This window comes from Shinella sp. AETb1-6 (assembly GCF_009826875.1).
GTDB lineage: Bacteria > Pseudomonadota > Alphaproteobacteria > Rhizobiales > Rhizobiaceae > Shinella > Shinella sumterensis.
Genome location: NZ_WUMM01000004.1, coordinates 444,537 through 467,328, shown reverse-complemented (window position 1 = coordinate 467,328; position 22,792 = coordinate 444,537). Strand labels below are relative to the sequence as shown.

General features: G+C 61.5%; 14 protein-coding genes and 1 tRNA gene. 11 read left to right on the top strand and 4 right to left on the bottom strand.

The annotated features are described in order from the left end of the window. Nucleotides 1–83: 83 nt before the first annotated feature. The 5 genes from GR158_RS09975 to GR158_RS09955 all read left to right on the top strand — a co-directional run bounded on the left by GR158_RS09975 (nucleotide 84) and on the right by GR158_RS09955 (nucleotide 3,317). Nucleotides 84–173 (top strand) — tRNA-Ser (locus GR158_RS09975). 80 nt (nucleotides 174–253) lie between these two features. Next, nucleotides 254–1,303, top strand: a complete 1,050-nt coding sequence (locus GR158_RS09970) for a hypothetical protein (protein ID WP_160870944.1) — start codon at nucleotides 254–256, stop codon at nucleotides 1,301–1,303. 33 nt (nucleotides 1,304–1,336) lie between these two features. Next, nucleotides 1,337–1,918, top strand: coding sequence for a hypothetical protein (locus tag GR158_RS09965; protein WP_160870943.1), 582 nt, complete (start codon nucleotides 1,337–1,339; stop codon nucleotides 1,916–1,918). A gap of 104 nt (nucleotides 1,919–2,022) precedes the next feature. Further along, nucleotides 2,023–3,012, top strand: coding sequence for a hypothetical protein (locus tag GR158_RS09960; protein WP_160870942.1), 990 nt, complete (start codon nucleotides 2,023–2,025; stop codon nucleotides 3,010–3,012). Between the two features lie 44 nt (nucleotides 3,013–3,056). Then, the gene (locus GR158_RS09955) at nucleotides 3,057–3,317 is read left to right on the top strand and encodes a hypothetical protein (protein ID WP_160870941.1); all 261 of its coding nucleotides are present in this window, start codon (nucleotides 3,057–3,059) and stop codon (nucleotides 3,315–3,317) included. 186 nt (nucleotides 3,318–3,503) lie between these two features. On the opposite strand, the gene GR158_RS09950 is transcribed toward GR158_RS09955, so the two are convergent. Next, nucleotides 3,504–8,810: an ATP-binding protein gene (locus tag GR158_RS09950; protein WP_160870940.1), complete on the bottom strand. Its 5,307-nt coding sequence runs from the start codon at nucleotides 8,808–8,810 to the stop codon at nucleotides 3,504–3,506. A 589-nt stretch (nucleotides 8,811–9,399) separates the two neighbouring features. Here GR158_RS09950 and GR158_RS09945 point away from each other — a divergent pair. Further along, entirely contained in the window at nucleotides 9,400–9,771 is a 372-nt protein-coding gene (locus GR158_RS09945; protein ID WP_160870939.1) for a cupin domain-containing protein, read from the top strand. 102 nt (nucleotides 9,772–9,873) lie between these two features. Here GR158_RS09945 and GR158_RS09940 read toward each other — a convergent pair whose 3' ends face one another. Together GR158_RS09940 and GR158_RS09935 are read right to left on the bottom strand one after the other, a co-directional pair. Further along, nucleotides 9,874–13,221: a caspase family protein gene (locus GR158_RS09940; RefSeq protein ID WP_160870938.1), complete on the bottom strand. Its 3,348-nt coding sequence runs from the start codon at nucleotides 13,219–13,221 to the stop codon at nucleotides 9,874–9,876. A gap of 94 nt (nucleotides 13,222–13,315) precedes the next feature. Beyond that, complete coding sequence (locus GR158_RS09935) at nucleotides 13,316–14,437, bottom strand: Gfo/Idh/MocA family protein (protein ID WP_160870937.1); 1,122 nt, start codon at nucleotides 14,435–14,437, stop codon at nucleotides 13,316–13,318. 179 nt (nucleotides 14,438–14,616) lie between these two features. Between GR158_RS09935 and GR158_RS09930 the strand changes: the two genes are divergently transcribed. The 5 genes from GR158_RS09930 to iolB all read left to right on the top strand — a co-directional run bounded on the left by GR158_RS09930 (nucleotide 14,617) and on the right by iolB (nucleotide 21,318). Beyond that, nucleotides 14,617–15,489 carry a MurR/RpiR family transcriptional regulator gene (locus GR158_RS09930; RefSeq protein ID WP_160870936.1) on the top strand — a complete coding sequence of 291 codons (873 nt, stop codon included), beginning with the start codon at nucleotides 14,617–14,619 and terminating at the stop codon, nucleotides 15,487–15,489. Between the two features lie 105 nt (nucleotides 15,490–15,594). Continuing rightward, the gene (iolC, locus tag GR158_RS09925; RefSeq protein WP_160870935.1) at nucleotides 15,595–17,532 is read left to right on the top strand and encodes a 5-dehydro-2-deoxygluconokinase; all 1,938 of its coding nucleotides are present in this window, start codon (nucleotides 15,595–15,597) and stop codon (nucleotides 17,530–17,532) included. Nucleotides 17,533–17,551: 19 nt separating this feature from the next. After that, entirely contained in the window at nucleotides 17,552–19,402 is a 1,851-nt protein-coding gene (gene iolD, locus GR158_RS09920) for a 3D-(3,5/4)-trihydroxycyclohexane-1,2-dione acylhydrolase (decyclizing) (protein ID WP_160870934.1), read from the top strand. Nucleotides 19,403–19,569: 167 nt separating this feature from the next. Then, a complete protein-coding gene (iolE, locus tag GR158_RS09915) occupies nucleotides 19,570–20,487 on the top strand; it encodes a myo-inosose-2 dehydratase (protein WP_160870933.1) in 918 nt (305 codons plus the stop codon). A gap of 36 nt (nucleotides 20,488–20,523) precedes the next feature. Next, on the top strand, nucleotides 20,524–21,318 hold the full coding sequence (gene iolB, locus GR158_RS09910; protein WP_160870932.1) for a 5-deoxy-glucuronate isomerase: 795 nt from the start codon (nucleotides 20,524–20,526) through the stop codon (nucleotides 21,316–21,318). A 264-nt stretch (nucleotides 21,319–21,582) separates the two neighbouring features. Here iolB and GR158_RS09905 read toward each other — a convergent pair whose 3' ends face one another. Further along, nucleotides 21,583–22,611: a PHB depolymerase family esterase gene (locus GR158_RS09905; RefSeq protein WP_210253299.1), complete on the bottom strand. Its 1,029-nt coding sequence runs from the start codon at nucleotides 22,609–22,611 to the stop codon at nucleotides 21,583–21,585. Nucleotides 22,612–22,792 lie beyond the last annotated feature (181 nt).

Genomic DNA, 22,792 nt, shown 5'->3' with positions numbered 1-22,792 from the left:
GGCGCGAGAAATTCTGGATATTGTCGCAAAAATCTAAAAATGCCTTGCAATCCCGACCCATGCCGCATAGTGAAATCGCGAGCGGAGAGGTGGCCGAGTGGTCGAAGGCGCTCCCCTGCTAAGGGAGTATACCGGAAACGGTATCGAGGGTTCGAATCCCTTCTTCTCCGCCATCCACCGCTTGTTGATTTAATTGAGTTTTTCGAAGCCTCGGTTTGGGTTTGTACCCAACACCGTACCCGGAGGCTTTCGAATGTACCTCACCCGTCACGGCAATGGTTATCGCTTTCAGCGGCGGATTCCCGCAGAACTGGTCGCGATTCTCGGCAAATCTCCCATTAGGCTCAATCTCGGCAGAGTCCCGTCACGGACGGCGGCGGCCGCCTCGCGTTTACTTGTCGGTCATTTGGACCGGCTATTTCTCTGCGTCCTCAAGAGAGGACCGGAAATGCAGCAGCACATCGACCCGCGAGACGCCATCATCGCCGAATTGCAGGCGCGACTCGCAGACCTTATCGAGACGTCTAGGGAGGCTGCCGAAAGGGCGGATGAGCTGATCGAGCTTCAGCAACGCACACATGCCGCGGAATTGGAAGAGCAGAAGAACCGTCTGCGGGTGGAAGCCCTTCAACGCGAGAACCACATCCGCGTTGAGATCAACGAAGTGTATGCTTCCTCCATCGAGACCCGCGCCAACGTGCTGGCAGCGCTGACGTTGAAGCGCTCGGCGCAGAAGCAGGTTAGCGAGCTGGTCGTCGCTCCTTCGTTGGATTCGCTGTCCCAGCGGCTGGAGTCTCTGAGCGTTGCGGTCGAGAGCGTGTTGGAAGGCGGCGCGCCAGGACCACTCATGTCCGAGGCGCTTGAATGGTGGCACCATGAGATCAGACTGCCGCTGGGGTTGTCGGGCAGCAAGACAGACACCGACTACAATCGTCTCAAGGACTTCATGGCATTTGCGGGTGACAAGCCTGTCAACCGGTATCGGTTCGCAGATTTCCAGCAGTTTGCGTCGCTTCTCGCGGTGGTCCCGGCAAATTACGTGAAATACCCTGCGTTCAAGGGCATGTCCCAAGAGGAGGCGGCGGACTACAACGAGACGCTTCCCCCCAAGGAGCAGCTTCCCTGCCTGGCGGCCGGTACGATTAAAGACACCTACTTTTCGCCCATCCGGATGTTCTTCAAAGACGTAGGTGCGCAGCACGGTTTTCGATCACCTCTCTTCGATGTGGAAATCAAGATTCCCAAGTTCGTGAAGGGGGCCATTCGGAGAAGACCCTTCAAGGTCGAGGACCTGAACAAATGATTTGTACATGCCGCAGGGGTCCTCCGCGCCGACATGAAATGGATGCCATTGCTTGGGGTCTTGGTTGGCGCTCGTGTGGGTGAGATGGTGCCGTTGCAGGGCAAGGATATCTACCAAGTCGAAGGCGGAACATGGGTTATCAATCTCACCACCGAACTCGTTGATGACGATGGGAATCCAGAGGATCGTCAATTGAAGACGGCCAGCAGTCGCCGAATCATCGCGCTTCCGGATGTCGTGACGAAAACGGGCTTCATCGACTATGTTAAAACCCGTCGCCCCGAGGACTATCTTTTCCCAGGTTGCTTCTACCACGGAAAGAAGCGGGTCGAAGACCCGGCAGACGCGGCATCCAAGCGTCTGAACAATCAACTGCGGGCTGTTGGTATACATCGAAGAATCGAAGCGACGTTTCACTCCAGCCGGCACAACGCAAAGGACCTCATGCGCGTTGCGAGGATCGACGAGCGAACCCACGACAAACAGACAGGACATGCACCCAAGAATGTCTCGGGGGGCTACGGCGATCCCTTGCTGCTTCGGGAAGAGATCGAGGTTATCCGGGCAATGGCCCTCCCGGAGGGACTGGACCTGTCACCGTATCTCATTCGGTAATCGGTCGCATCGGCGCTTGCATCATGCGCCGCCGGCTCCGAGTATAGAAAAAGCCGCGGATCACAGGGCTGGAACCCTACCGTGGCTTTCTCGGAGATTGTTCAATGAAAGTAAACGGCGGCGACGCAATTGTAAAGACAACTGACCCCATGCTAACAGGCGCGGGGCAAACGACTTATCGGTACCCAGAGGTTGCGGGGCAACCCCTGCTCGGTTTCGAAACACGCTACGCAGAGGCCCGGCGCAAGGCTGCCGAAGCGAAGATGAAGCGGAAAGCCGCAAGTAAGCCCTCCCGCATCGTCGCGGGCGAACCCGACACGAACCGCGCCCGACAGGAGGCCATCGAACTTCGGCGAGCCGTGCAACGGCGGCTGGAAGAGGGGTTCGAGCTACCTTTCGGTAAACAGGTCGCCGGCCGTTGGCGCGATCCGTTTACGGAGGAGGGCCTGCGCTCGGAAGACAACACGGTTCTGAAGCTGTTCGTTTCTATGGTTCCAAAGGGTGGCACGGCGCGGGCCTCGAATGACAAGGCAATGTTGGCCGTACAGACGCGATCGAAGCTCCTCACGCTCGACTATCCCTATATCGAACTCAACAAAACATTCCTTGGCGCGCTGCGCATCGATTGTGACGGCGTCTTCGTCTCCCCGGAGCATCTGTTGTATGCGCTTGAAGAACTGGTCGAGGCGGGCGCGATTCCCTGTCTGCCGCATATCATCGTCGGCGACCGCCTTGCGGACGGCAGCTATCATCGGCCGCACCTGATCTTCCTCCTGCCGCCCGGATGCGCGGTGTGGAAATCGTCGGACACCCGTGCACCGGAGGCATCGATCGACTGGCTCGACCACGTGGAAGTCACAGGCCGCTGGTCCGACCTTCTGTTGTGCTTCGTCCGGAGCGAATACGAAGAAGACACCGACATCAAGCTTTTGAAGTCAACGATCGCCTGGCTCGACACACTTTCCCCCCGTGGGGACATTGTCGGGCCGGCGGAAACCGGAACAGGCATAGGCAGCGGCCTTGCCCCCAGCCCCAGCGGCAAGGACTTCGACCCGACGAACGAGGAGGGCGGGCCGAAGGGACGCAAGCCGTGAGCCCACCGTCATATCCACGAAATCCATATTAGGAGGACCACCGAGTGGCCAAAACTAAGCCGAACTGGAAACTGATCGAGCCCTTTATAAAAGCTGTGTACGATCTCGAATCCGCGATTGCTGATGCCGATCGCATCGGAGATCGGGCGTGGGATTTCGAATGCAGGGCCGACGAGGACAGGCTCAGGTCATCCGGTAACATTGCATATCAGCATCTACACGATGCCCTTACCGAGCTCCATCAGGCCGGAAAAGCGGTTGCCGCGGCCCAAGGTCACCTCAAAAAGATCACATCGAAGTCCTAGATTTTCCTGCGTCGCTCGTGGCCCACCCTTGCGCAAAAATGCAGGCTCTCGCTGCCATAATATCGACCATCGACTTTATCAGGTTAAACGAACGCCTGCCGCCGCCTGCAGGGCTTGAAACACGCATCTCGACCGATCTGCGCGCCTGTCGATGCCGAAGGGAGGCGGCGCTGAGAAAAGCTCTAATCAAGCAACTAGGCCCTGAACACGGCGAAACGCCTCATCCTGTTCAAGCGCCGCGCTGCGCCGGTCTCCGAGGTCGATCAATGCGTCGAGGAGCCTCAGCAACCCCCGCGCGCGACCAACTTCAAGAGGATAGTTTGCTTCGGCAAGTGTTTGGATGATGGCTGCAAGCCGCGCGGGCAATGACGTTCCTACCCAACTTCCTTTCGCGTATTCGATGGAATCCAGTGCTGCGGCAGCCTGGTCAATGAAGGCATCGATCGGGTAAGACGCCGCTGCACGCTCGCACAAGGTCAAAAAGTTCTGCATGACGTATGTTGACCATCCGGTCGCTTTAACAAGCTTCGTCACCAGAGGCATAATAATCGCGATACTACTCCAATCGCCATTGACGAACCGCGCAGCACCCGCACATTCGTCATCGATGTTCACGAACAGAAGCGCCTTGATGAGTTCAGGCATATCGTAGCCGTGGATTTCACCGGCTCGATAACTGTTCGGCGCAAATGCTCTGTCGTCGATGACCCGCTGCACACAATCGTCGAGAACTTGCAGCGCATTCTGGGGGATGTCTTTGGCATCGAGGACATGACGGGTAACGATGCTTTCCGCGAATTTCGCAAGTACGCGCAACGCCTCCTCGTCGTTCGTGCAGAACGGTTTGACAAAATTGTCGCGAACCCATTGCAAATCGAAAAATGGCAATGCACGTGCAAGCAACGTGCCCAAGGTGCGGTCCCATTCGAAAAGAGCAGTCTCTTTGTCTCGGCGACTCCTTCTATCGTCCCACGTGGGCATCAAGCGCTCGGCGGTCCACCGCACGAGATCGACAAGAAGGGGCTGGATTTTCGAGCGATAGACGTTTGACTGGCACCACTCTTCAAGTGGAAAGAGCGTGAAAAGCTTGGCGGCGTATTGACCGTCGAAAGAGCGTTCTGGGTCGGTCCAATACTCTTCCGAATGTCTGTTTTGCTTGGATGCCTTTACCCACGCAGGTGGCAGAGGGGCAAATCCTTCCGTGGTCTTGACCACGAGGGCATGTAATGCCTTCGCGAACGCTGCTTCGCGTGCATTTCGATTTGCGGTGTCGTCGCGCTCGAAGGTCTCTTCATTTCGGATCGGTTCAATGTAGTGCGCGAGATCGAACGCGAGGTGCGCGGCAACCCATTTTACATGCTGATCCGGGTCCATGAAGAGAGCCTGGAAAGCCATGATTTGCACATCTTCGTTCGGATGACTTGCAAGCTGGATCAGGCTCGCGGAAGAGTCCGAACGGGGCGCGCCGCTGGTGCGGTCATGGTAAAGCGAGGAAATGAGGTGGAAAGAAGGATGCCACGGAATTTTCGATCCATGGAAATCACTGGGTTCCCGCATTTTCAGAACCCGTTCCATTACGTTCCACGCCCACGGCCGATCCGGTGAACCGGTTTCACTAAATCGGATAACGCAAGCGGCGGTGGCGGAGACGCCGCTTTGGATCGCATGAGGACCGACATCGGCGCGCTCATCGAACAGGTCGTCGAGGTCGTTCTTTTTGGCGAAGGCGATAGCGTTTGCCAACGTCCACCCCTCGGCAGGCTTACCCTCATGCAAGGATTTGAGGGCCCAAGTGAGCGCTTGCTGCTGATACAACCATTCGGTGGATTTCGCCGCTCGCTCCTGCGCCGCCTCGGGGGGCGGCTTTGGCGGTTCATAGCCGATAGCGATTTGATTGTCTTCCGTTTCGTAACGCCGATAGTTCTCGATATCGCCGAGGCCGGACCAGAGTTCCGCTTTCTCTTTCAAATCCTTTGTTCGTTCCGGGTGTTGGCGTTCTTCCTCAACAACATACGGAAGGTTTTCGGGAAACGCTTCAAGCGCCGTCTTGAAACGATCCCGCAAGCTCGTGTCGCTACTGATGGCAAACCGCATCGCGAGCTCGCGCACATCGTGTTTACGGTAGTCTCGGCTATCGAGAAATTCCTTCGCCTTGGCCTTTTCGCCTTTTAATTGTGTGAGGAAACCGAGCCCGAAGAGGTCGATGTCCTTCTGCGGCTCTTGGACGAAACGCGCGAAATCATGCTCCCAGAGGCGCTGGCAGGTAATGATGGGTAGCGTGGTCTCCGAGACCTCGAACGTCTCGATGGCAAGGCGCAAGCAAAGCCCCAGAGATGCGTAACATTCGCTACCTTCGAGGACTTGCTTGATAACGTCGCTCGTGGAGCGCCCTTTATCGATCTCCTTGAACGCCCAATAAGCGAGCGAAAGATAGATGCACCGGAGCAGTTCGGAGCCCAACATGCCAAGACCCCAGCCAAAAACATGCCAATCCCCCCAGAACTCCTGCCGGCCCCACGGAAACTCCAGCATGACGGGGATCGGCGTGCCGCGCTCGCGCCGGCGAAATTTATGGATTTGACGCCAGCCGGCGGTGGCATGGTTTGTAAGTTTGGTGATCAGGCGAAGTCCGACGTAGGGGCTTTTCGCAAGTAGGCTAGCGAAAGGTTCGTGCAGCGCTGACGGAGGATGGAAGTAGTGGTTATGGACTTCGAGGCCGATATCGTCCAATCCGAAATCGGAATAGCTTCTCGGAAAGCGTGGTGAGGACAGCGCCATATTCTGTTGACGCGTACGTTTCTTCTTCGGGATAGCCCTGATTTCTTCGAGCCATTCCGCTTGTTCCGCTTCTTCCCGACAGCGGCGATCGTACGCATCCTGCGGTAACTCTTGTATAATTTTTGATTCGGCGACTTTTTCAACAACCTCTGGAGCCACCTCCGACATAATCGGTGTGAAGCTCATAAGATCGTCAAATGCTGAGCGCAGCATCTGTTTGTTACCAGCAGCTCTTTCAAAAAGAGCAATCGCAAATTCGGGATAACTACGGGCCGAGCGGAGAATGAGGCTTCGCAAGCCCGTCGCAAGACTCTTCTGCGCTTCGTGGCTGAGTGCGTCCCACTTTCCCCGTTCTCGCGGATAGCCCTCGACGTAAATTTCCGCTTCGAGATCGATCAGCCACGCACCGCATGTGGCCAGAATATGCTTCGAGCGGGTATTCTTGAAATCAGCGAGAGCATTCTGCCACACATTGAAGACTTCGAGCGTCTGCGGCACAAGACGTGCCGGTAGTGTCTGCTGGCGCATGATGATCCAGTCAATCAGGCGTCCCCATGCCACCCCGTCGGAAGGCCAGCCGAGGAGGTCAGCCATGCGAATAGGGTCAATACCGTCAATTTTGATGGCCCTTTGCATGATGATGGGACTTGGCACGGTGTGTTGCGCCTGAAACCACACCAACAATTTTTCGCCTAACGCAAAGTCGTTTGCCTCGACGGATTTCGTAAACTCGTCGATAGCTTTTTCAAACGCGCTCGTAAAAGGCGGCGCAGTCAGCCACTCGCGCCGCCATTGGGCACGAAGAGCTGAGCTCTCAAGTTTGGCGTAACCTGCGGTCCATGAACCCGTTTCGGTAAGCGCGTCCTGCGCGAGCAAACCCACGACGCGTCCGAGCAAAGGTGGCTCGCCTGCGGCGGCAAGCGCAGAAGGCCACTCACTGCCCAACTCGATAAGCAGTCGAAAGAATACCCATTCAAAGAATATATCGTGAGTAAAGGACACTATCGCGCCGCTGCGCTCGATACGCAAAATGTGGTCGGCCTGAAGCGCGACCAGATGTTCAACTGTGTGCGGTTTGAGGTCTCGGACAGGTATTCCCTTGCCGAGGTTACGCACGCCTTGTTCGGCGAGATCGACGAGTGCACGCTGACGTTGCGGCACCGTTTCCGGCATCGCGTCGTGCCCGGCGCGTAGCCACCAGGCGTTGATCAAGTCGGCTTCGGTTTGCGGCTCGGCGTCCTGCGAAATAGCCTGGGCGAGAACTGCCGCAAAAAATGGGCGACGGGCGATCTGCTCCACGGCCGGATTGGGGCTAAAAAGAAGGCTGCGGAGATTGGGCTTCGATTTGGCAAGGAATTCCGCCTCATCGTCGGAGAACCCCTTTACCGCAACGCTACCCATGCCTTTTTCCGAGTAAAAAGACAGGGGAAACCAAGCCCGGTAGGCCTCGAGTCCTTGGTCGCGCGAGCTGGCTAGGAGTTTCCAGTGCTGGAGACTGGGGTCGGACTCAATGGCGCGGATCAGATCGGTGATGATGTGTTGTTGATCTGGTCGGATTCGGTCGATCCCATCGATGAACAGAATGGGCGTACCGGAAGCACCGATTTCTGCGAGAAGATCGGGCGCATGGCTGTTGCGTAGACCGAGCGCCGTTGCGAACGTTGTCCAGCTTGTTCCTTGTAGTCGGTCGTTTTTGAGAAATAGGATCGGTCCTGACTTGCCCGCGTCGGCAGCAAAGTGCTTCAGCACGACCGACTTGCCGCATCCGGGCAGACCACCGATGGAAACAACGCGATGCTTCTGGAGCGCCTGTGCGACTTCCGCCTGCAATCCGTCGCGCGCGACATGAAAATCACCGACGGTTTCGGAGACATCGTTGAGCGCGTCGAGCGATGCGGCGCTCAAACGCTTGATGTCATCGCTGAAGTTCGGCGCTACTTTAAGACGCACCGAGCCTTGCAGTTGAGCGAGCAAGGATGAACGCGTCCATTTAGCTGCGTTCGCCGCGCCTTCGCGGGCGATTCGGCAGAGGCGGTCAAAAAGGAGGATATTCTGACCGTCCACATTGTCCGCAACATGCTCTTGTAGCCTATTGACGATCTCCGCGCGAAGCGCCCCGCCTTCTTCCAGACCAGCCAAGCGGAGCGCGGCAAAACTCCGATAGAAGCTGACTTCCTCATCCAGGTTCGCTGCGCCGGTAAGCGTCAGTAAGCCTTCTCGCAATTTCTTGTCGCCAGTTCCCGCCGGGCCTGTCGGCGCGAAGTATTCTTCGAAGTCTTTGGCATCAGGGCTCGCCTTCGCCTTGCTGATCAGCCGAGAAAGGCATCGGAATGTCGCATCCGTCACATGCTCTACGACAAATCCACTCGTGTCCGAGCCCTTGATGAAGGCATTGCCCCCCTGTGTTGTCACGGCGGCGGCGACGATCTCCTTGAATTGCTTGTCAGCGCTGCTGATCGTGACAGAGCGCTTGACTTGAAGATCGAGCGACTTTTTGGTCCCTGCGTCGTCGAGTTCGACGATCACGTCATCCATCGGATGGCCGTGACCTTGTCGTTGGACTGCGACGCTGGTGACGATACCTGGCTGGCCCGCCGCGCGTTCGCGCCGCAGCAGATGCGCTAGGTAATAGGCGACGACCGTGTCTTCGTACGTGAAGCCGGCACCGCCGGTCAGTTCCGTGGAGGCTGGTTTCTGATCAAGTGTGTCGGTCAAGGCGTCCCGCTGGGATATACTTTAGAGAATGGTTTTTAGGCGCGCGCGAGCATTGCACGCAGCGCAGGCACTGCATATTAAATGGCATTGGGAACCCGGCAAGGGTTCTCAAGCCTTATTCCCGAACGATTAACCGACCATGCCGCCGGATGGCGTATGACGGTTCAAACGAATGCGGATGTCACTTCGGGCCGACAGCGGGCATCATCCTCGTCCGCCTTGCGACACAAGCGGTCATCGTGTGCTCTCTATCCCCCGGACAGCACAAGAGCGTTGACGAAGACGAGCCAGGGCGATAACTCATTGTACCCACGAATGTACCCAAACCCACGTTTTGGCGACTCGTGAATCAATGGGTTACGGCCGACTTGGCGGGGAATCCCTTCTTCTCCGCCAGTTTCCCCACATACTCATTCTCAAAGCCGAACGGTTGCGCATCCCGCTGAGGCGTCGCCGGCCCTGCCCTACCAGGCACTCCAACCCGCTCCCCCCGTAACGCCGTCCGCCCGGCCCTGCGCCTGCACGAACGTTCAAGAACGGGCGATTGCACAGGCCTATTTCTTCGCGCTCAACAAAGGAGAGCGGCAGAATGGCCAGCACGTACCAACCCATCCGATTTTCGGAAAAGCTGTCCGGGATCAACGATTTGTGGCAGCCGCGCGTCGTCGCCGAGATGAACGACGACCAGTTCAAGCTCGCCCGCATCGAGGGCGATTTCATCTGGCACGACCATCCGGAGACGGATGAAACCTTCATCGTCCTCCGCGGCGAATTGCGGATCGATTTTCGCGATGGCGCCGTGACGATCGGGCCGGACGAGATGTTCGTCGTGCCGAAGGGCGTAGAACACAAGCCCTTCGCGGAGAAAGAAGTCCATCTCCTGCTGATCGAGCCGCGTGGCGTGCTGAACACGGGCCACGCCGGCGGTGAGCGAACGGCCGAAAACGATATCTGGATCTGACGCAGCGGCATCCCGTGTCCGAGCAGCGCCTTGCGACGTGCTCAAACAAAACCGCCGGAAACGATCGTTTCCGGCGGCTCTCTTTCTTCGAACGGCCTTATGTCAGGCGCGGGCCGCGAGGCGGTCGATGGCGTTCTGGGTCGATGCGCCGAAATCGCCGTCGATCGGACCGTTGTAATAGCCGCGGTCCTTCAGGATCTGCTGGAACGCCTTGCGGAACTGCGGCGTGAAGTTGGATGGCGAGCCCTTGAGTTCCGAAAGCTTGCCCTGATCGCCGCCCTCGACGCTGGCGGCCGCCCAGCGGGCCGCCTCCTTGGCATCGGCCCGGGTGCCGAGACCGTAGTCGTAGAGGCGCGACAGGTTGCCCATCGCATAGGTATTGCCGCCGTTGGCCGCCTTTTCATACCAGCTGATGGCCTGGGCATAATCCTGCTTCACGCCGTTGCCGGCGTCGTAAAGCCAGCCCAGCGAGGCCATGGAATAGTAGTCGTTGAGCGCTGCCGCCTTCTCATACCACTTGCGGGCTTCGGCATAATCGACGGGCACGCCGAGGCCGGACTGATAGGCATAGCCGACGGAGGACATGGCGTTGATATCGCCGCCTTCCGCGCCCTTCTTGTACCATTCGAGCGAAAGGGTCAGGTCACGCGCCGTGCCGAGACCTTCGCGGTAGAACCAGCCCATGGTGGCCTGGCCGTTGGCGTAGCCCTGTTCGGCGGACTTGCGATACCACTTGATGGCCTCGTCATAGTCCTTGCGCGTGCCGTTGTAGCCCTCGCGGTAGAGCCAGCCGAGCGAGGCCTGCGCATAGGGATTGCCGGCATTGGCACCCTGCTCGAACATGCGGATGCCCTTGGCCATGTCGACCTGGCCATCCGTGCCGTAGATCGAATACCAGGCCAGGTTGGTCAGGGCGTAGAGGTTCCCCTCGTCCGCCGCCTTCTGGTAATATTCGCGGGCCTGGCTGTAGTTGCGCGCCGCATCGTGCGCACGGCCCAGCATGTTGCGAATGCCGTTGTCGGACGGATTGGCGTTGAGCGCCGCCTCGCAGACCGGGATCGCACGACCGTAATCGATCTGCGTGAAGAGCTTGCCCAGGAAGCCGGGACGCAGGTTCGGCTCGCCGGCCAGTTCGTAACACTGGTCCGCATCCGAGCCGGAGAGCACCGTCGTGGACTGGCCGGCGGTGATCGTCGACGTGCCGCTTGTGGAGGCCGACGCGCTGCTCGTGCGGCCGGTCGCAAGCCCGTCGATGGCAGCGATCGTCGCCGGGCCGAATTCGCCATCGGCCGAACCGCTGTAGTAGCCGCGTTCGCGCAGCAGGTTCTGCAGCTCCGTGCGGAAGGCGACGGTGAAGTTGCCGGGGGTTTCCTTCAGTTCCTTCAGCTTGTTGGCATCGCCGCTCTCCACGGCGGCCGCCGCCCAGCGAACGGCCTCCTTCGCATCGGCGGGCGTGCCGAGACCCTGATCGTAAAGGCGCGACAGGTTGCCCATGGCATAGGCGCTGCCGGCATTGGCGGCCTTCTCATACCAGTAGCGGGCTTCCACATAGTCCTGCTTCACGCCGTTGCCGACATCGTAGAGCCAGGCAAGCGACGCCATGGAGTAGGCATCGCCCATATTGGCGGCCTTCTCGTACCAGACCTTGGCTTCGGCATAGTTCTGCGCGGTGCCGAGGCCGTTCTGATAGGCCCAGCCGAGCGACGACATGGCATTGGCATCGCCCGCATCGGCAGCCTTGCGATACCAGGAAAGCGACTGGACGTAGTCCTGCGAGACGCCGAGGCCCTCGCGATAGAACCAGCCCATCGTCGCCATGGCATTGGCGTAACCCTGGTTGGCCGACTGCTGATACCACTTCACCGCTTCGTTATAATCCTGACGCGTGCCGCCGTAGCCTTCGCGGTAAAGCCAGCCGAGCGAGGCCTGCGCGTAGGAATTTCCGGCAATCGCGGCCTTCTCGAACATCGACAGGCCCTTCGGCACGTCGACGGGGCCATCCGTCCCGTAGATCGAGAACCAGGCCAGGTTGGTGAGGCCATACATGTTGCCGAGTTCGATCGCCTTCTCGTAGTTGCGGCGCGCCTCGATATAGTTGCGATCGGCGTCATGCGCGCGGCCGAGCAGGTTCACGAGCATGCCGTCGGACGGGTTCTCGTTGACGGCCTGGGCGCAAGCGGTGAGCGCCCGCTTGGCATCGATCTTCAGGAAATTGACGCCCATGAAGCCGGGCAGCGACTGCGGCTCGCCGGCCAGCAGGAAGCAATCGCGCGAGGCCGGCGTTTCCTTGCCGGCGACATTGACGCTCAGCCCCTTTTTCGGTTCCAGCGCGGCGATCAGCTGTTCGGCGTCGCTGCGGTGCTGGCTGTCGGGATAACGCTCGATGAAGCGCTGGAGGGCGGCCGCATCGGTCGAGCCCTTGAGCGCTTCCCAGGCGATGCCGGCCGCATCCTGCCCTTCCGTCTCGGTCGCTTCCTTGAGGCTGGCGAGCTTCTTTTCCGCCAGCATGCGGTAGACCGGGTCCTTGCCGTGCTTCTCGATGAATATGCCCAGCAGTTCCTCGTCGGCGAGGTCGCGGATGTTCTGCCAGTCGGCCGCCGCCTCGGACTGGCCGTTCGGCGAGACCTCCTGCGTGTTGCCGCTGTTGGTGATGTTGATGTTCACTTCCTTGATGTTCAGGAAGATCTGCGCGCCGCCGAGCGAACCGTAGACGAAGGGCTCCTGCTCGCGATTGGTGGCCTGCACCACCTCGTCGCGCACCTTGCCGAGCGCGATGCGCACATCCAGGCCCGGCTCCGTCAGATATTTGGCAAGGGCCGTGGCGAACGGGCTATTCTTGCCCTCCCCGTCCAGCGCCACCGTACCGGCCTTCGAGGCGAAGGCGATCAGCGTATCGGCCGATTCGGGCTCGACGCGGGCAAGGCCGCGGGATACGGCACGCGTGCCGATCGAGCGCGTCATCTGCGCGGAGAACGGATTGTTGCGGCAGGCATCGAGAATGAAGAGCTTCAGCTTCTTGGCGCCTTCCAAAGACCGCTGCACGCGATCGATGGCCACGCTTTCGTCCTCGACGTCCCGGTCGCTCTTCAACGCCGCATCGACGGGAATCAGGTAATTGACCCCGTTCATTTCCATGGCGTGGCCGGAATAATAGACCACCGCCATTTCCGCATCGGCCGATTCGTCCTCGAACTCACGCAGCGCCTTGACCATGGCGGAGCGGTCGAGATCGAACACCGTCTTGACGGAATCGAAGCCGGCATTCTGGAACGAGGCGCGCATCAGCTCCACATCGTTCGCAGGATTGTTGAGCTGGGCGGTCTCTTCGTATTTCTGATTGCCGATCAACAGCGCAACGCGTTTCGCCTCCGCGGCGCCCGCATTGAACACCACGATGGCGACGGACACGAGGAATACCGGCGCCCAGTGTTTTTGTACGCGTCTTAACATGCCCTTACCTCCGGCATTATTGCCGCCACTATTACGTATGGGCATGCCTGTTTCAATGTGCGGGCATCCGGAAATTTTATCCCGGCCGGCGGAATCACCCGGCATCGACCTCCACCCAGCGCTGCTCCCGATGGGAGCGGGCCATGGCATGCACGGACTTCTCGATGCGCAGGCCATCGACGAAATCGATGGCGCGGGAGGGCTTTCCGGCAATGGCGGCCATCAGTTCGCGGCATTCGATGACCTTGAGGTCATTGAAGCCGAGGCCGTGGCCGGGTGCGGGAACGAACCGGTCATAGGGCTTGTGATGGGGCGCCGTCAGGATTGTGGAAAAGCCCTGCTCGGTGGCGCGACCGTCGGTCTTGTAGAGCTGGAACTCGTTCATGCGCTCCTGATCGTAGAGGATCGAACCTGTCGAACCGTAGATCTGGAGGGCGATGCGGCCCTTGCGGCCCCAGGCGGAGCGGTTCGCCATCAGCACGCCGGAAATGCCGCCGGGAAGGCGCATCAGAACGCTGGCGATATCGTGGTTTTCGACGGCGCGGCGGCCGCCCTCCTTCGTGGGGCGGTCGGCATAGGGTTTTGCAAGCGCGGCGATGACCGCCTCGACATGGCCGAACAGGCTCCACAGCAGCGACAGCGGATGCACGGCAAAATCATCGAGCGCGCCGTAGCCCGAGGATGCCTCGCTCTTCCAGTAGAACAGCGCCTGGGGATCGGCCATGAAATCCTCATCCATTTCGATGCGGACGTGATTGACGGTGCCGATCGCGCCCTCGTCGATCAGCGAGCGGATGTGGCGCATGACCGGGTTCTGGATGTAGTTGTAGCCCATCACGGCAACCTTGCCGGACGCGCGCTGGGCGGCCAGCATGCGCTCGGCATCGCCGAGGTCCGTCGCCATCGGCTTTTCGCACCAGACGTGTTTTCCCGCTTCGAGTGCGGCGATCGCCATTTCGGCGTGGAACTGGTTGGGCGTGGTGACGGAAATCACATCGACCTCGGGATCGGCCAGCAGATCGCGCCAGTTCGCGGTGGCTTTCGCAAAGCCGAACTCCTTCGCACGCGCGACGGCCAGTTCGCCGTTGGCTTCGGCGAGATGCACGAGGCGCGGGCGCTCGACGTCGCCGAAGACCGTGCTGACATTGTTCCAGGCGAGTGCGTGGCACTTGCCCATATAACCCGTGCCGATCAATCCAATGCCAAGAGCCTTCATGACGTCTCCTCCATCCGCTGAATTCCGCTACGCTCGCGCGCCGGAATTGCTATATTTCGCAGGACGGGCGCGCTCGTGTCATTCATAGACGGAAAGATTTGGAATGAAAACTTCCTTTTCTTTGATAATGGAATATTCATTCCATTCGACGCGAAGCGCCACTTGAGGAGAATGAATGCATGAACAGCAGCGAAGCGGCCCAGACGCGCGTACCCCGCGATTTCGAAAGCCTGCGCAGCGTCATCATCGAGCGCAAGGAGACCATGCCCAAGCGGCTGGCGCAGGTGGCCGCCTATGCGCTGTCCAACCCCGACGACATGGCCTTCGGCACCGCAGCGAGCATCGCGACGGCAGCGGACGTGCAGCCCTCGACGCTGGTGCGCCTCGCCCACCATCTCGGCTACGAGGGCTTTTCCGACCTCCAGAACGTCTTCCGCGCCCGGCTGCGCGACCGCACGCTCTCCTATGAGGAGCGGCTGCTGTCGCTGGAGGCCGGTGCGACGGCCGGCAGCGATGCCGAACTGCTTTCCGGCTTCCTGAACGCGGCAAGCCAGTCGGTGGCGCGGCTTGCCAGCACGGTCGACGGCGAGACGTTCACGAAATCGGTGGATGTGCTGGCGCGGGCGGAAACGATCTACCTCGTCGCCAAGCGCCGGTCCTATCCGCTGACGGCGCATATCGCCTATGCCTTCGGCAAGCTCGGCATCCGCCACCAGATCATCGCCTCGCCCAACGGCATCGATGCGGAGATGGCGCTGTTCGCCACCGGCAAGGACGCCGTCATCGCGGCGAGCTTTTCCCCCTACGCCGCCGAAAGCCTGGCGCAGGCGCAGGAACTGGCAGGCCGCGGCGTGCCGATCATCGCGATCACCGACTCGGTGTTCTCCCCGCTTGCCGCCGCAGCCACCCACTGGTTCGAAGTCTCCGAGGCCGATTATGCCGGCTTTCGCTCGCTTTCCGCCTCCATGGCGCTTGCGATGGCGCTGCCTGTGGCAATCGCCGAACGCCGGCGCAGCCTCAAGCGGAAATCGAAGCGGAATGCCTCGGAATGAAAATGGAATGAATATTCCGAATTGACATAATAATAGAATTCATGTTTCATTTTCCGAGAATGCCGCATCGCCTTCCCGAAGGCGCCGCGAGACCGGGAGGAAGACATGCCCAACACTGATCGCCGCGAAAGCCCGGCGAAGTCGCTCGACGTGATCACGATCGGCCGTTCGTCGGTCGATCTCTACGGCCAGCAACTCGGCACGCGGCTGGAGGACACCGCCTCCTTCGCCAAGTCCGTTGGCGGCTGCCCGGCCAATATCGCGATCGGCACCGCCCGCCTTGGCCTCAAATCGGCGCTGATCACCCGCGTCGGCGACGAGCAGATGGGCCGCTTCATCCGTGAGCAATCCGCGCGCGAGGGCGTGAATGTCGAGGGCATCAGGACGGACAAGGACCGGCTGACCGCGCTCGTGCTGCTCGCCATCGAAGCCGAGGGCGTCTCGCCGATGATCTTCGTGCGCACCGATTGCGCCGACATGGCGCTCGACGAAGGCGACGTGGACGAGGCCTTCGTGCGCTCCTCGCGCGCCGTGCTGGTCTCCGGCACGCACTTTTCGCGCCCCAATACGGAAGCCGCGCAGCGCAAGGCGATCCGTATCGCCAAGGAAAGCGGCGGCAAGGTCATCTTCGATATCGATTACCGCCCGAACCTCTGGGGGCTTGCCGGCCATGCCGAGGGTTTCGAGCGCTATGTGAAGTCCGACCGCGTCTCGGCGATCCTGAAATCCGTCCTGCCGGACTGCGACCTGATCGTCGGTACGGAAGAGGAGATCATGATCGCCTCGGGCGCCGACGACGTGCTCTCGTCGCTCAAGGCGATCCGCGCCGTTTCGCCAGCGACCATCGTGCTGAAGCGCGGCGCCATGGGCTGCATCGTCTATGACGGCCCGATCTCCGACGACCTGGAAGACGGCGTCGTCGGCGACGGTTTCCCGATCGAGGTCTATAATGTGCTGGGCGCGGGCGATGCCTTCCTATCCGGCTTCCTGCGCGGCTGGCTGACGGGTGAGGATCACAAGACCTGCGCCACCTGGGCCAATGCCTGCGGCGCCTTCGCCGTGTCGCGCCTTCTGTGTTCGCCGGAATATCCGAGCTGGGAGGAACTGTCCTTCTTTCTTACGAACGGCAGCAGGCATCGCGCCCTGCGCAAGGACGAGGCGATCAACCACATCCACTGGGCGACGAACCGCAAGCAGGCGGACATTCCGCTGCTGATGGCGCTCGCCTGCGACCACCGCATGCAGCTCGTCGACGTGGCTGACGCGTTGAAGGTGCCGCATGACAGGATTTCCGCGTTCAAGCGGCTGACCGTCGAGGCTGCCGCCCGCGTCTCGCAGGGCCGTCCCGGCTACGGCATGCTGATCGACGAACGTTTCGGCCGTGACGCCTTTTTCGACGCTGCGACCAAGGGCTTCTCCTGGATCGGCCGCCCGGTCGAGCTTCCGGGTTCAAAGCCGCTGCGCTTCGAATTCAGCCAGGATATCGGCTCCCAGCTGGTGGAATGGCCGCTCGACCATTGCATCAAATGCCTGTGCTTCTATCATCCCGACGACCCTGATACCCTCAAGAAGGAGCAGCAGGAGAAACTGCGCACGCTTTTCGAAGCGGCCCGCCGCGTCGGTCGCGAGCTTCTGATCGAGATCATCGCCGGCAAGAACGGCCCGCTGAAGGACGACACGGTCTCGACGGCCCTTCAAGAGCTCTACGATCTCGGCATCAAGCCCGACTGGTGGAAGCTGGAGCCGCAGGCCTCGAGCGCGGTGTGGCAGAACATCGAAGCCGTCATCGCGCGCAACGACGCGTATTGCCGCGGCATCGTGCTGCTCGGCCTGGAAGCGCCGACGGAAGATCTGGTGAAGGCCTTCGAGGCGACGACGGTGGCGCCTTCGGTCAAGGGTTTTGCGGTGGGCCGCACGATCTTCGTCGACGCCGCCCGCGCCTGGATGGCCGGCAAGATCGACGACGAGACGGCGATCACGGACATGGCCAGCCGCTTCCGCGAACTGACCGACGCCTGGCTGCGCACGCGCGGCCTGCAATAGAGCATACGGGAGGAAGACCATGGCAAAGACGATCCGGCTGACGATGGCGCAGGCCGTCACGCATTTCCTGAAGGCGCAGATGACCGTCGTGGACGGCAGGAAGGTGCCGATCTTCGCGGGCGTGTGGGGCATTTTCGGCCATGGCAACGTCGCGGGCATGGGCGAAGCGCTCTACCAGGTGCGCGGCGAGCTGCCGACGCTGCGCGCCCATAACGAACAGGGCATGGCGCATGCCGCCGTCGCCTTCGCCAAGGCGGCTTTCCGCCAGCGCTTCATGGCCTGCACGACCTCGATCGGCCCGGGCGCGCTCAACATGGTGACGGCGGCGGGTGTCGCGCATGTCAACCGCCTGCCCGTGCTGTTCCTGCCCGGCGACATCTTCGCCAACCGCATTCCCGACCCTGTTCTCCAGCAGATCGAGAATTTCGGCGACGGCACCGTCTCGGTGAATGACGCGTTCCGCTGCGTCTCGCGTTACTTCGACCGGATCACGCGGCCCGAGCAGATCATCTCCGCGCTCAAGCGCGCCATGCAGGTGCTGACCGATCCGGTCGATTGCGGCCCGGTGACGCTGTCGCTCTGCCAGGACGTGCAGGCCGAGGCCTACGATTATCCCGCCAGCCTGTTCGAGGAGAAGGTCTGGACGACCCGCCGCCCCCGGCCCGACACGGACGAACTGGCAGCCGCCATCGAAACGCTGCGCAAGGCGCAAAAGCCGCTCATCATCGCGGGCGGCGGCGTGCTCTATTCGCAGGCGACCGCCGAACTCCAGGCGTTCGCGGAAACGCATGGCATTCCGGTGGCGGTCACGCAGGCCGGCAAGTCGGCCATTGCGGACGATCATCCGCTGTGCATGGGCTCGGTCGGCGTGACCGGCACATCCGCCGCCAACGCCTTTGCCGAGGAGGCCGACGTCATCCTCGCCGTCGGCACGCGTCTGCAGGACTTCACGACGGGTTCGTGGGCGCTGTTCAAGAACGGCGGCGTGACGATGGTCGGCCTCAACACGGCGCCCTTCGATGCGGCCAAGCATGACAGCCAGCCGCTCGTCGCCGACGCGCGCGAAGGGCTGAAGCTGCTGTCGCAAGCGCTTGACGGCTGGTCGGCCCCTGCCGCCATCACGCAGACGGCCAAGGCCCGCAAGGACGCATGGATGGCGGCGGCGAACCACGCGACGGCGCCCACCAATGCGGATCTGCCCTCGGACGCGCAGGTCATCGGCGCGGTGCAGCGCGCGATCGGCGGCGAAAATTCGGTTCTCGTCTGCGCGGCCGGCGGCCTGCCGGGCGAGTTGCACAAGCTGTGGCAGGCGAAGAAGCCCGGCGGCTACCACATGGAATACGGCTTCTCCTGCATGGGCTACGAGATTGCCGGCGCGCTCGGCGTGAAGCTGGCGCGGCCGGAGGCGGATGTCGTCGTCATGGTCGGCGACGGCTCCTACATGATGATGAATTCCGAGCTTTCCACCTCGATCATGCTCGGCCAGAAGCTCACCATCATCGTGCTCGACAATCGCGGCTACGGCTGCATCAATCGGTTGCAGATGGCGACCGGCAGCGCGAACTTCAACAATCTCCTGAAAGACGCGATGATCGAGGTCATGCCGGATATCGACTTCCGCGCGCATGCCGAGAGCATGGGGGCGGTCGCGGTCAAGGTATCCTCCATCGCCGATCTCGAAACGGCCATCGAGCAGAGCAAGGGCAACGACCGCACGTCGGTCATCGTCATCGATACCGACCCGCTGATCACCACCGAGGAGGGTGGCCACTGGTGGGACGTGGCGGTGCCGGAGGTCAGCCCGCGCAGCGAGGTCAACAAGGCGCGCGAGGCCTATGTGAAGGCGCGCGCGGCCCAGACCGTCGGTTAGGACAGAACACCCAACCTCTCCGTCATCCTCGGGCTCGACCCGAGGATCCACGCGGCAAACTCAGCGCGTGTAGATGGATCCTCGGGTCAAGCCCGAGGATGACGCAAGAGAGGGAGGTATAGACAAACAATGCAGGGGAAGCCCCGCTTCCCGCCAAGGAGATCCGCATGAAAGCCAAACTCGGCATGTCGCCCATCGCCTGGTGGAACGACGACCTTCCGGAACTGAGCGACGACGTCTCCCTCGAAGAGTGCCTGCGCCAGTCGCGCACGGCCGGCTTCACGGGCATGGAACAGGGCCGCCGCTTTCCGGGCAGCCCGGAGGAGATGCTGCCGATCCTGCGCGCCGCAGACGTGACGCTGTGCGGCGGCTGGTTCTCCGGCACGCTCGTCGATGAGGAGCTTGCGGCCAACAAGGACCGCATCGCCCCGATGATCGCGCTGTTCAAGGCCGTCAACGCGCCTTGCATCGTCTATGGCGAAGTCGGCCGCTCGATCCAGGGCGACCGCTCCAGGCCGCTTGCCACCAAGCCGCGCCTCTCCGACGACGAGATGAAGGCCTACGCGCGCCGCCTCACCGCCTTCGGCGAATGGTGCGCCGAACAGGGCATGCCGCTCTCCTACCATCACCACATGGCCGCCGTCATCGAGACCGAGCCGGAACTCGATGCCTTCATGAAGAATTCCGGCGAAGGCATTCCGCTGTTGCTCGATGCCGGCCACCTCGCCTTTGCCGGCGGCGACGTGCTGCGCGCCATCGACAACCATCATGCCCGCATCAACCATGTGCATGTGAAGGATATCCGCCGCCCGGTGGTTGACGGCCTGGACCGCACGAAGCAGTCGTTCCTCGACGCGGTGGCGCTCGGCGCCTTCACCGTTCCCGGCGACGGCTCGCTCGATTTCGGCGCCATCGTCAAGCGTTTCGCGGATTACGGCTATGAAGGCTGGTTCGTCGTGGAAGCCGAGCAGGATCCGCGCAAGGCGCCGCCGGCGAAGATGGCCGAAGTGGGCCATGCCGAACTGATGCGCGTCATGACCGCCGCCGGTTATACTGTCGAGACGGAAGGCTTTCCCAAGGGATAAGCCTCACCCGCCCGCCTGAAGGAAAGGACCAAGCCCATGCCGAACCTGCTCGTCAAACCCCAGGGCGCCCACGGCCGCGTCAGCCATGTCACGCCCGAAAGCGCCGGCTGGACCTATGTCGGCTTCGACCTGCACCGAATGAAGCCCGGCGAGATCGTCGCTGCGGAAACGGGAAGCCGCGAGGTCTGCCTCGTGTGGGTTTCCGGCAAGGGCAAGGCGACGGCGGGCGGCGCGGATTTCGGTGTGCTCGGCGAGCGCATGAGCCCCTTCGAGGGCGCGCCGCACGCGCTCTATATCCCCGCCAACTCCAACTGGTCGGTAACGGCGGAGACGGATCTGGAGCTTGCCGTCTGCTCGGCCCCGGGCGGCGGCGATTACAAGGCGAAAGCCATTCCGCCCGGCACGCATCCGCAGCTGCACCGCGGCAAGGGCTCGAACATCAGGCATGTGCACAACATCATGCCGGAAGACGACAATTCGGCCCATTCTCTGCTCGTCGTGGAAGTCATCACGCCGAATGGCAACACCTCGTCCTACCCCTCGCACAAGCACGACCGGGACGACCTGCCCAACGAAAGCCTGCTGGAAGAAACCTATTACCACCGCCTCAACCCGCCCCAGGGCTTCGCCTTCCAGCGCGTCTATACCGACGACCGTTCGCTGGACGAGGCCATGGCGGTGGAGGATGGGGACGTGACGCTGGTGCCCAGGGGTTACCACCCCTGCGCGACCATCCACGGCTACGACCTCTATTATCTCAATGTGATGGCGGGGCCGAAGCGCGTTTGGAAGTTCCACAACGCGAGGGAGCATGAGTGGCTGCTGAAGTAGGCATGCATATCATTCGGCAAGCGACCGGCTTGCTCGTAGGCTCACGGTAAACCCCGTCCTTTCCTTCGTCATCCTCGGGCTTGACCCGAGGATCCATTCCACAAGCGAGACGGTGCGGATGTGTGGATCCTCGGGTCAAGCCCGAGGATGACGAAGGAGAGGTTTGCGGGCGATATCCGGGTGGTACGCGTCACGGCAGTGGTGGGCGTGATTGGCGCATGAACAGGCTGGCCTCTAGCTCTAGCTCTAGCTCTAGCTCTAGCTCTACCGCTTCCACTTCCGCGTCAGCCCCCATTCCTTCGCGATCTCCAGCGTCGAGGAGAACCCTGCGTCCAGCATGAACGGCTCCCTGGAGACGGCGTGGCCGCCGCCCTCGCCTGCCATGACCGGCGTGCCGTGGCCCATGCCGTCGATTTCGTGGAAGGTGACGAGCGGCTTGCCGTCCTTGTCCGGCCAGATGCGGGTGCGGCGGCCTTTCAGGCGCTTTTCCACGAAGGCGTCCTTGGGCAGGCGGTAGAGGTCGCGCCATTGCTCGACCAGCGCGCGGCCGTTGGAGAGCGCGACGGTCTCGTCGGCGGTGCCATGCCAGACGGAGATTGCCGGCTTGTGCGGCATTCGGGGTGAAACGAGGCGTACCAGATCGGCCCAGGCGCGGGGCGTGTGATCCGGGGCCTGCGCCATCGCATCGAAGGCGCGCGTGGCATCGCGGGCGGCGCCGAATGGCAGGCCGGCGATGATCGCACCGCCGGCAAAGACGTCCGGATAGTTCGCCAGCATCGCTGCCGTCATGGCGCCGCCGGCCGAAAGACCCGTTATGAAGACGCGCTGCGGGTCACTTGCCGCAAGGCCGGCCGCATGGCTCACGATCTGGCGGATCGACATGAGTTCGCCGCGGTCGCGCGTCACCTCGCTCGGGCGGAACCAGGTGAAACACAGACGCGGATTGTTCGCCTCGCGCTGCTGGGCATAGACGACGGCAAAGCCACGCTCGTCGGCCAGCGATGCCCAGCCGGCGGCGCGATCGTAGCTTTCGGCATCCTGCCGGCAACCATGCAGCACCAGCACGAGCGGACGCCCGGCCGGCAGCCCCGCGGGAACATGCATGAACATGCGCAGGCCACCGGGATTGCTGCCGAAATCGTTCGTCTCGACAAGCGGCGAATTCGTGCCGGCCCGGCGGCGTACGGCCGGCGTCTTGCGTTCCGTGGTCGGCTGGAACGGCCAGAACAGGTCGCTCAGCCGCGTTTGGTCCGGTAACAGTCGCTCGACCGATCGCTTGAAGCGGTCCCGCATGCTCGGCCTCTCTTTCATGGAATTGCTCATTGTCAGATAATGTGCGCAGCGCGCGCGGCAGGATCAAGGCGCAGGCAGCGAAATAGCGGGGAAGGCTCATTCTGTGGATTCATGAGGGCATTCATAAATAGCCAAAGTGCGGAGCCCCGCATTTCGTTCCCGGCCTTTCGAACCTGGCCAA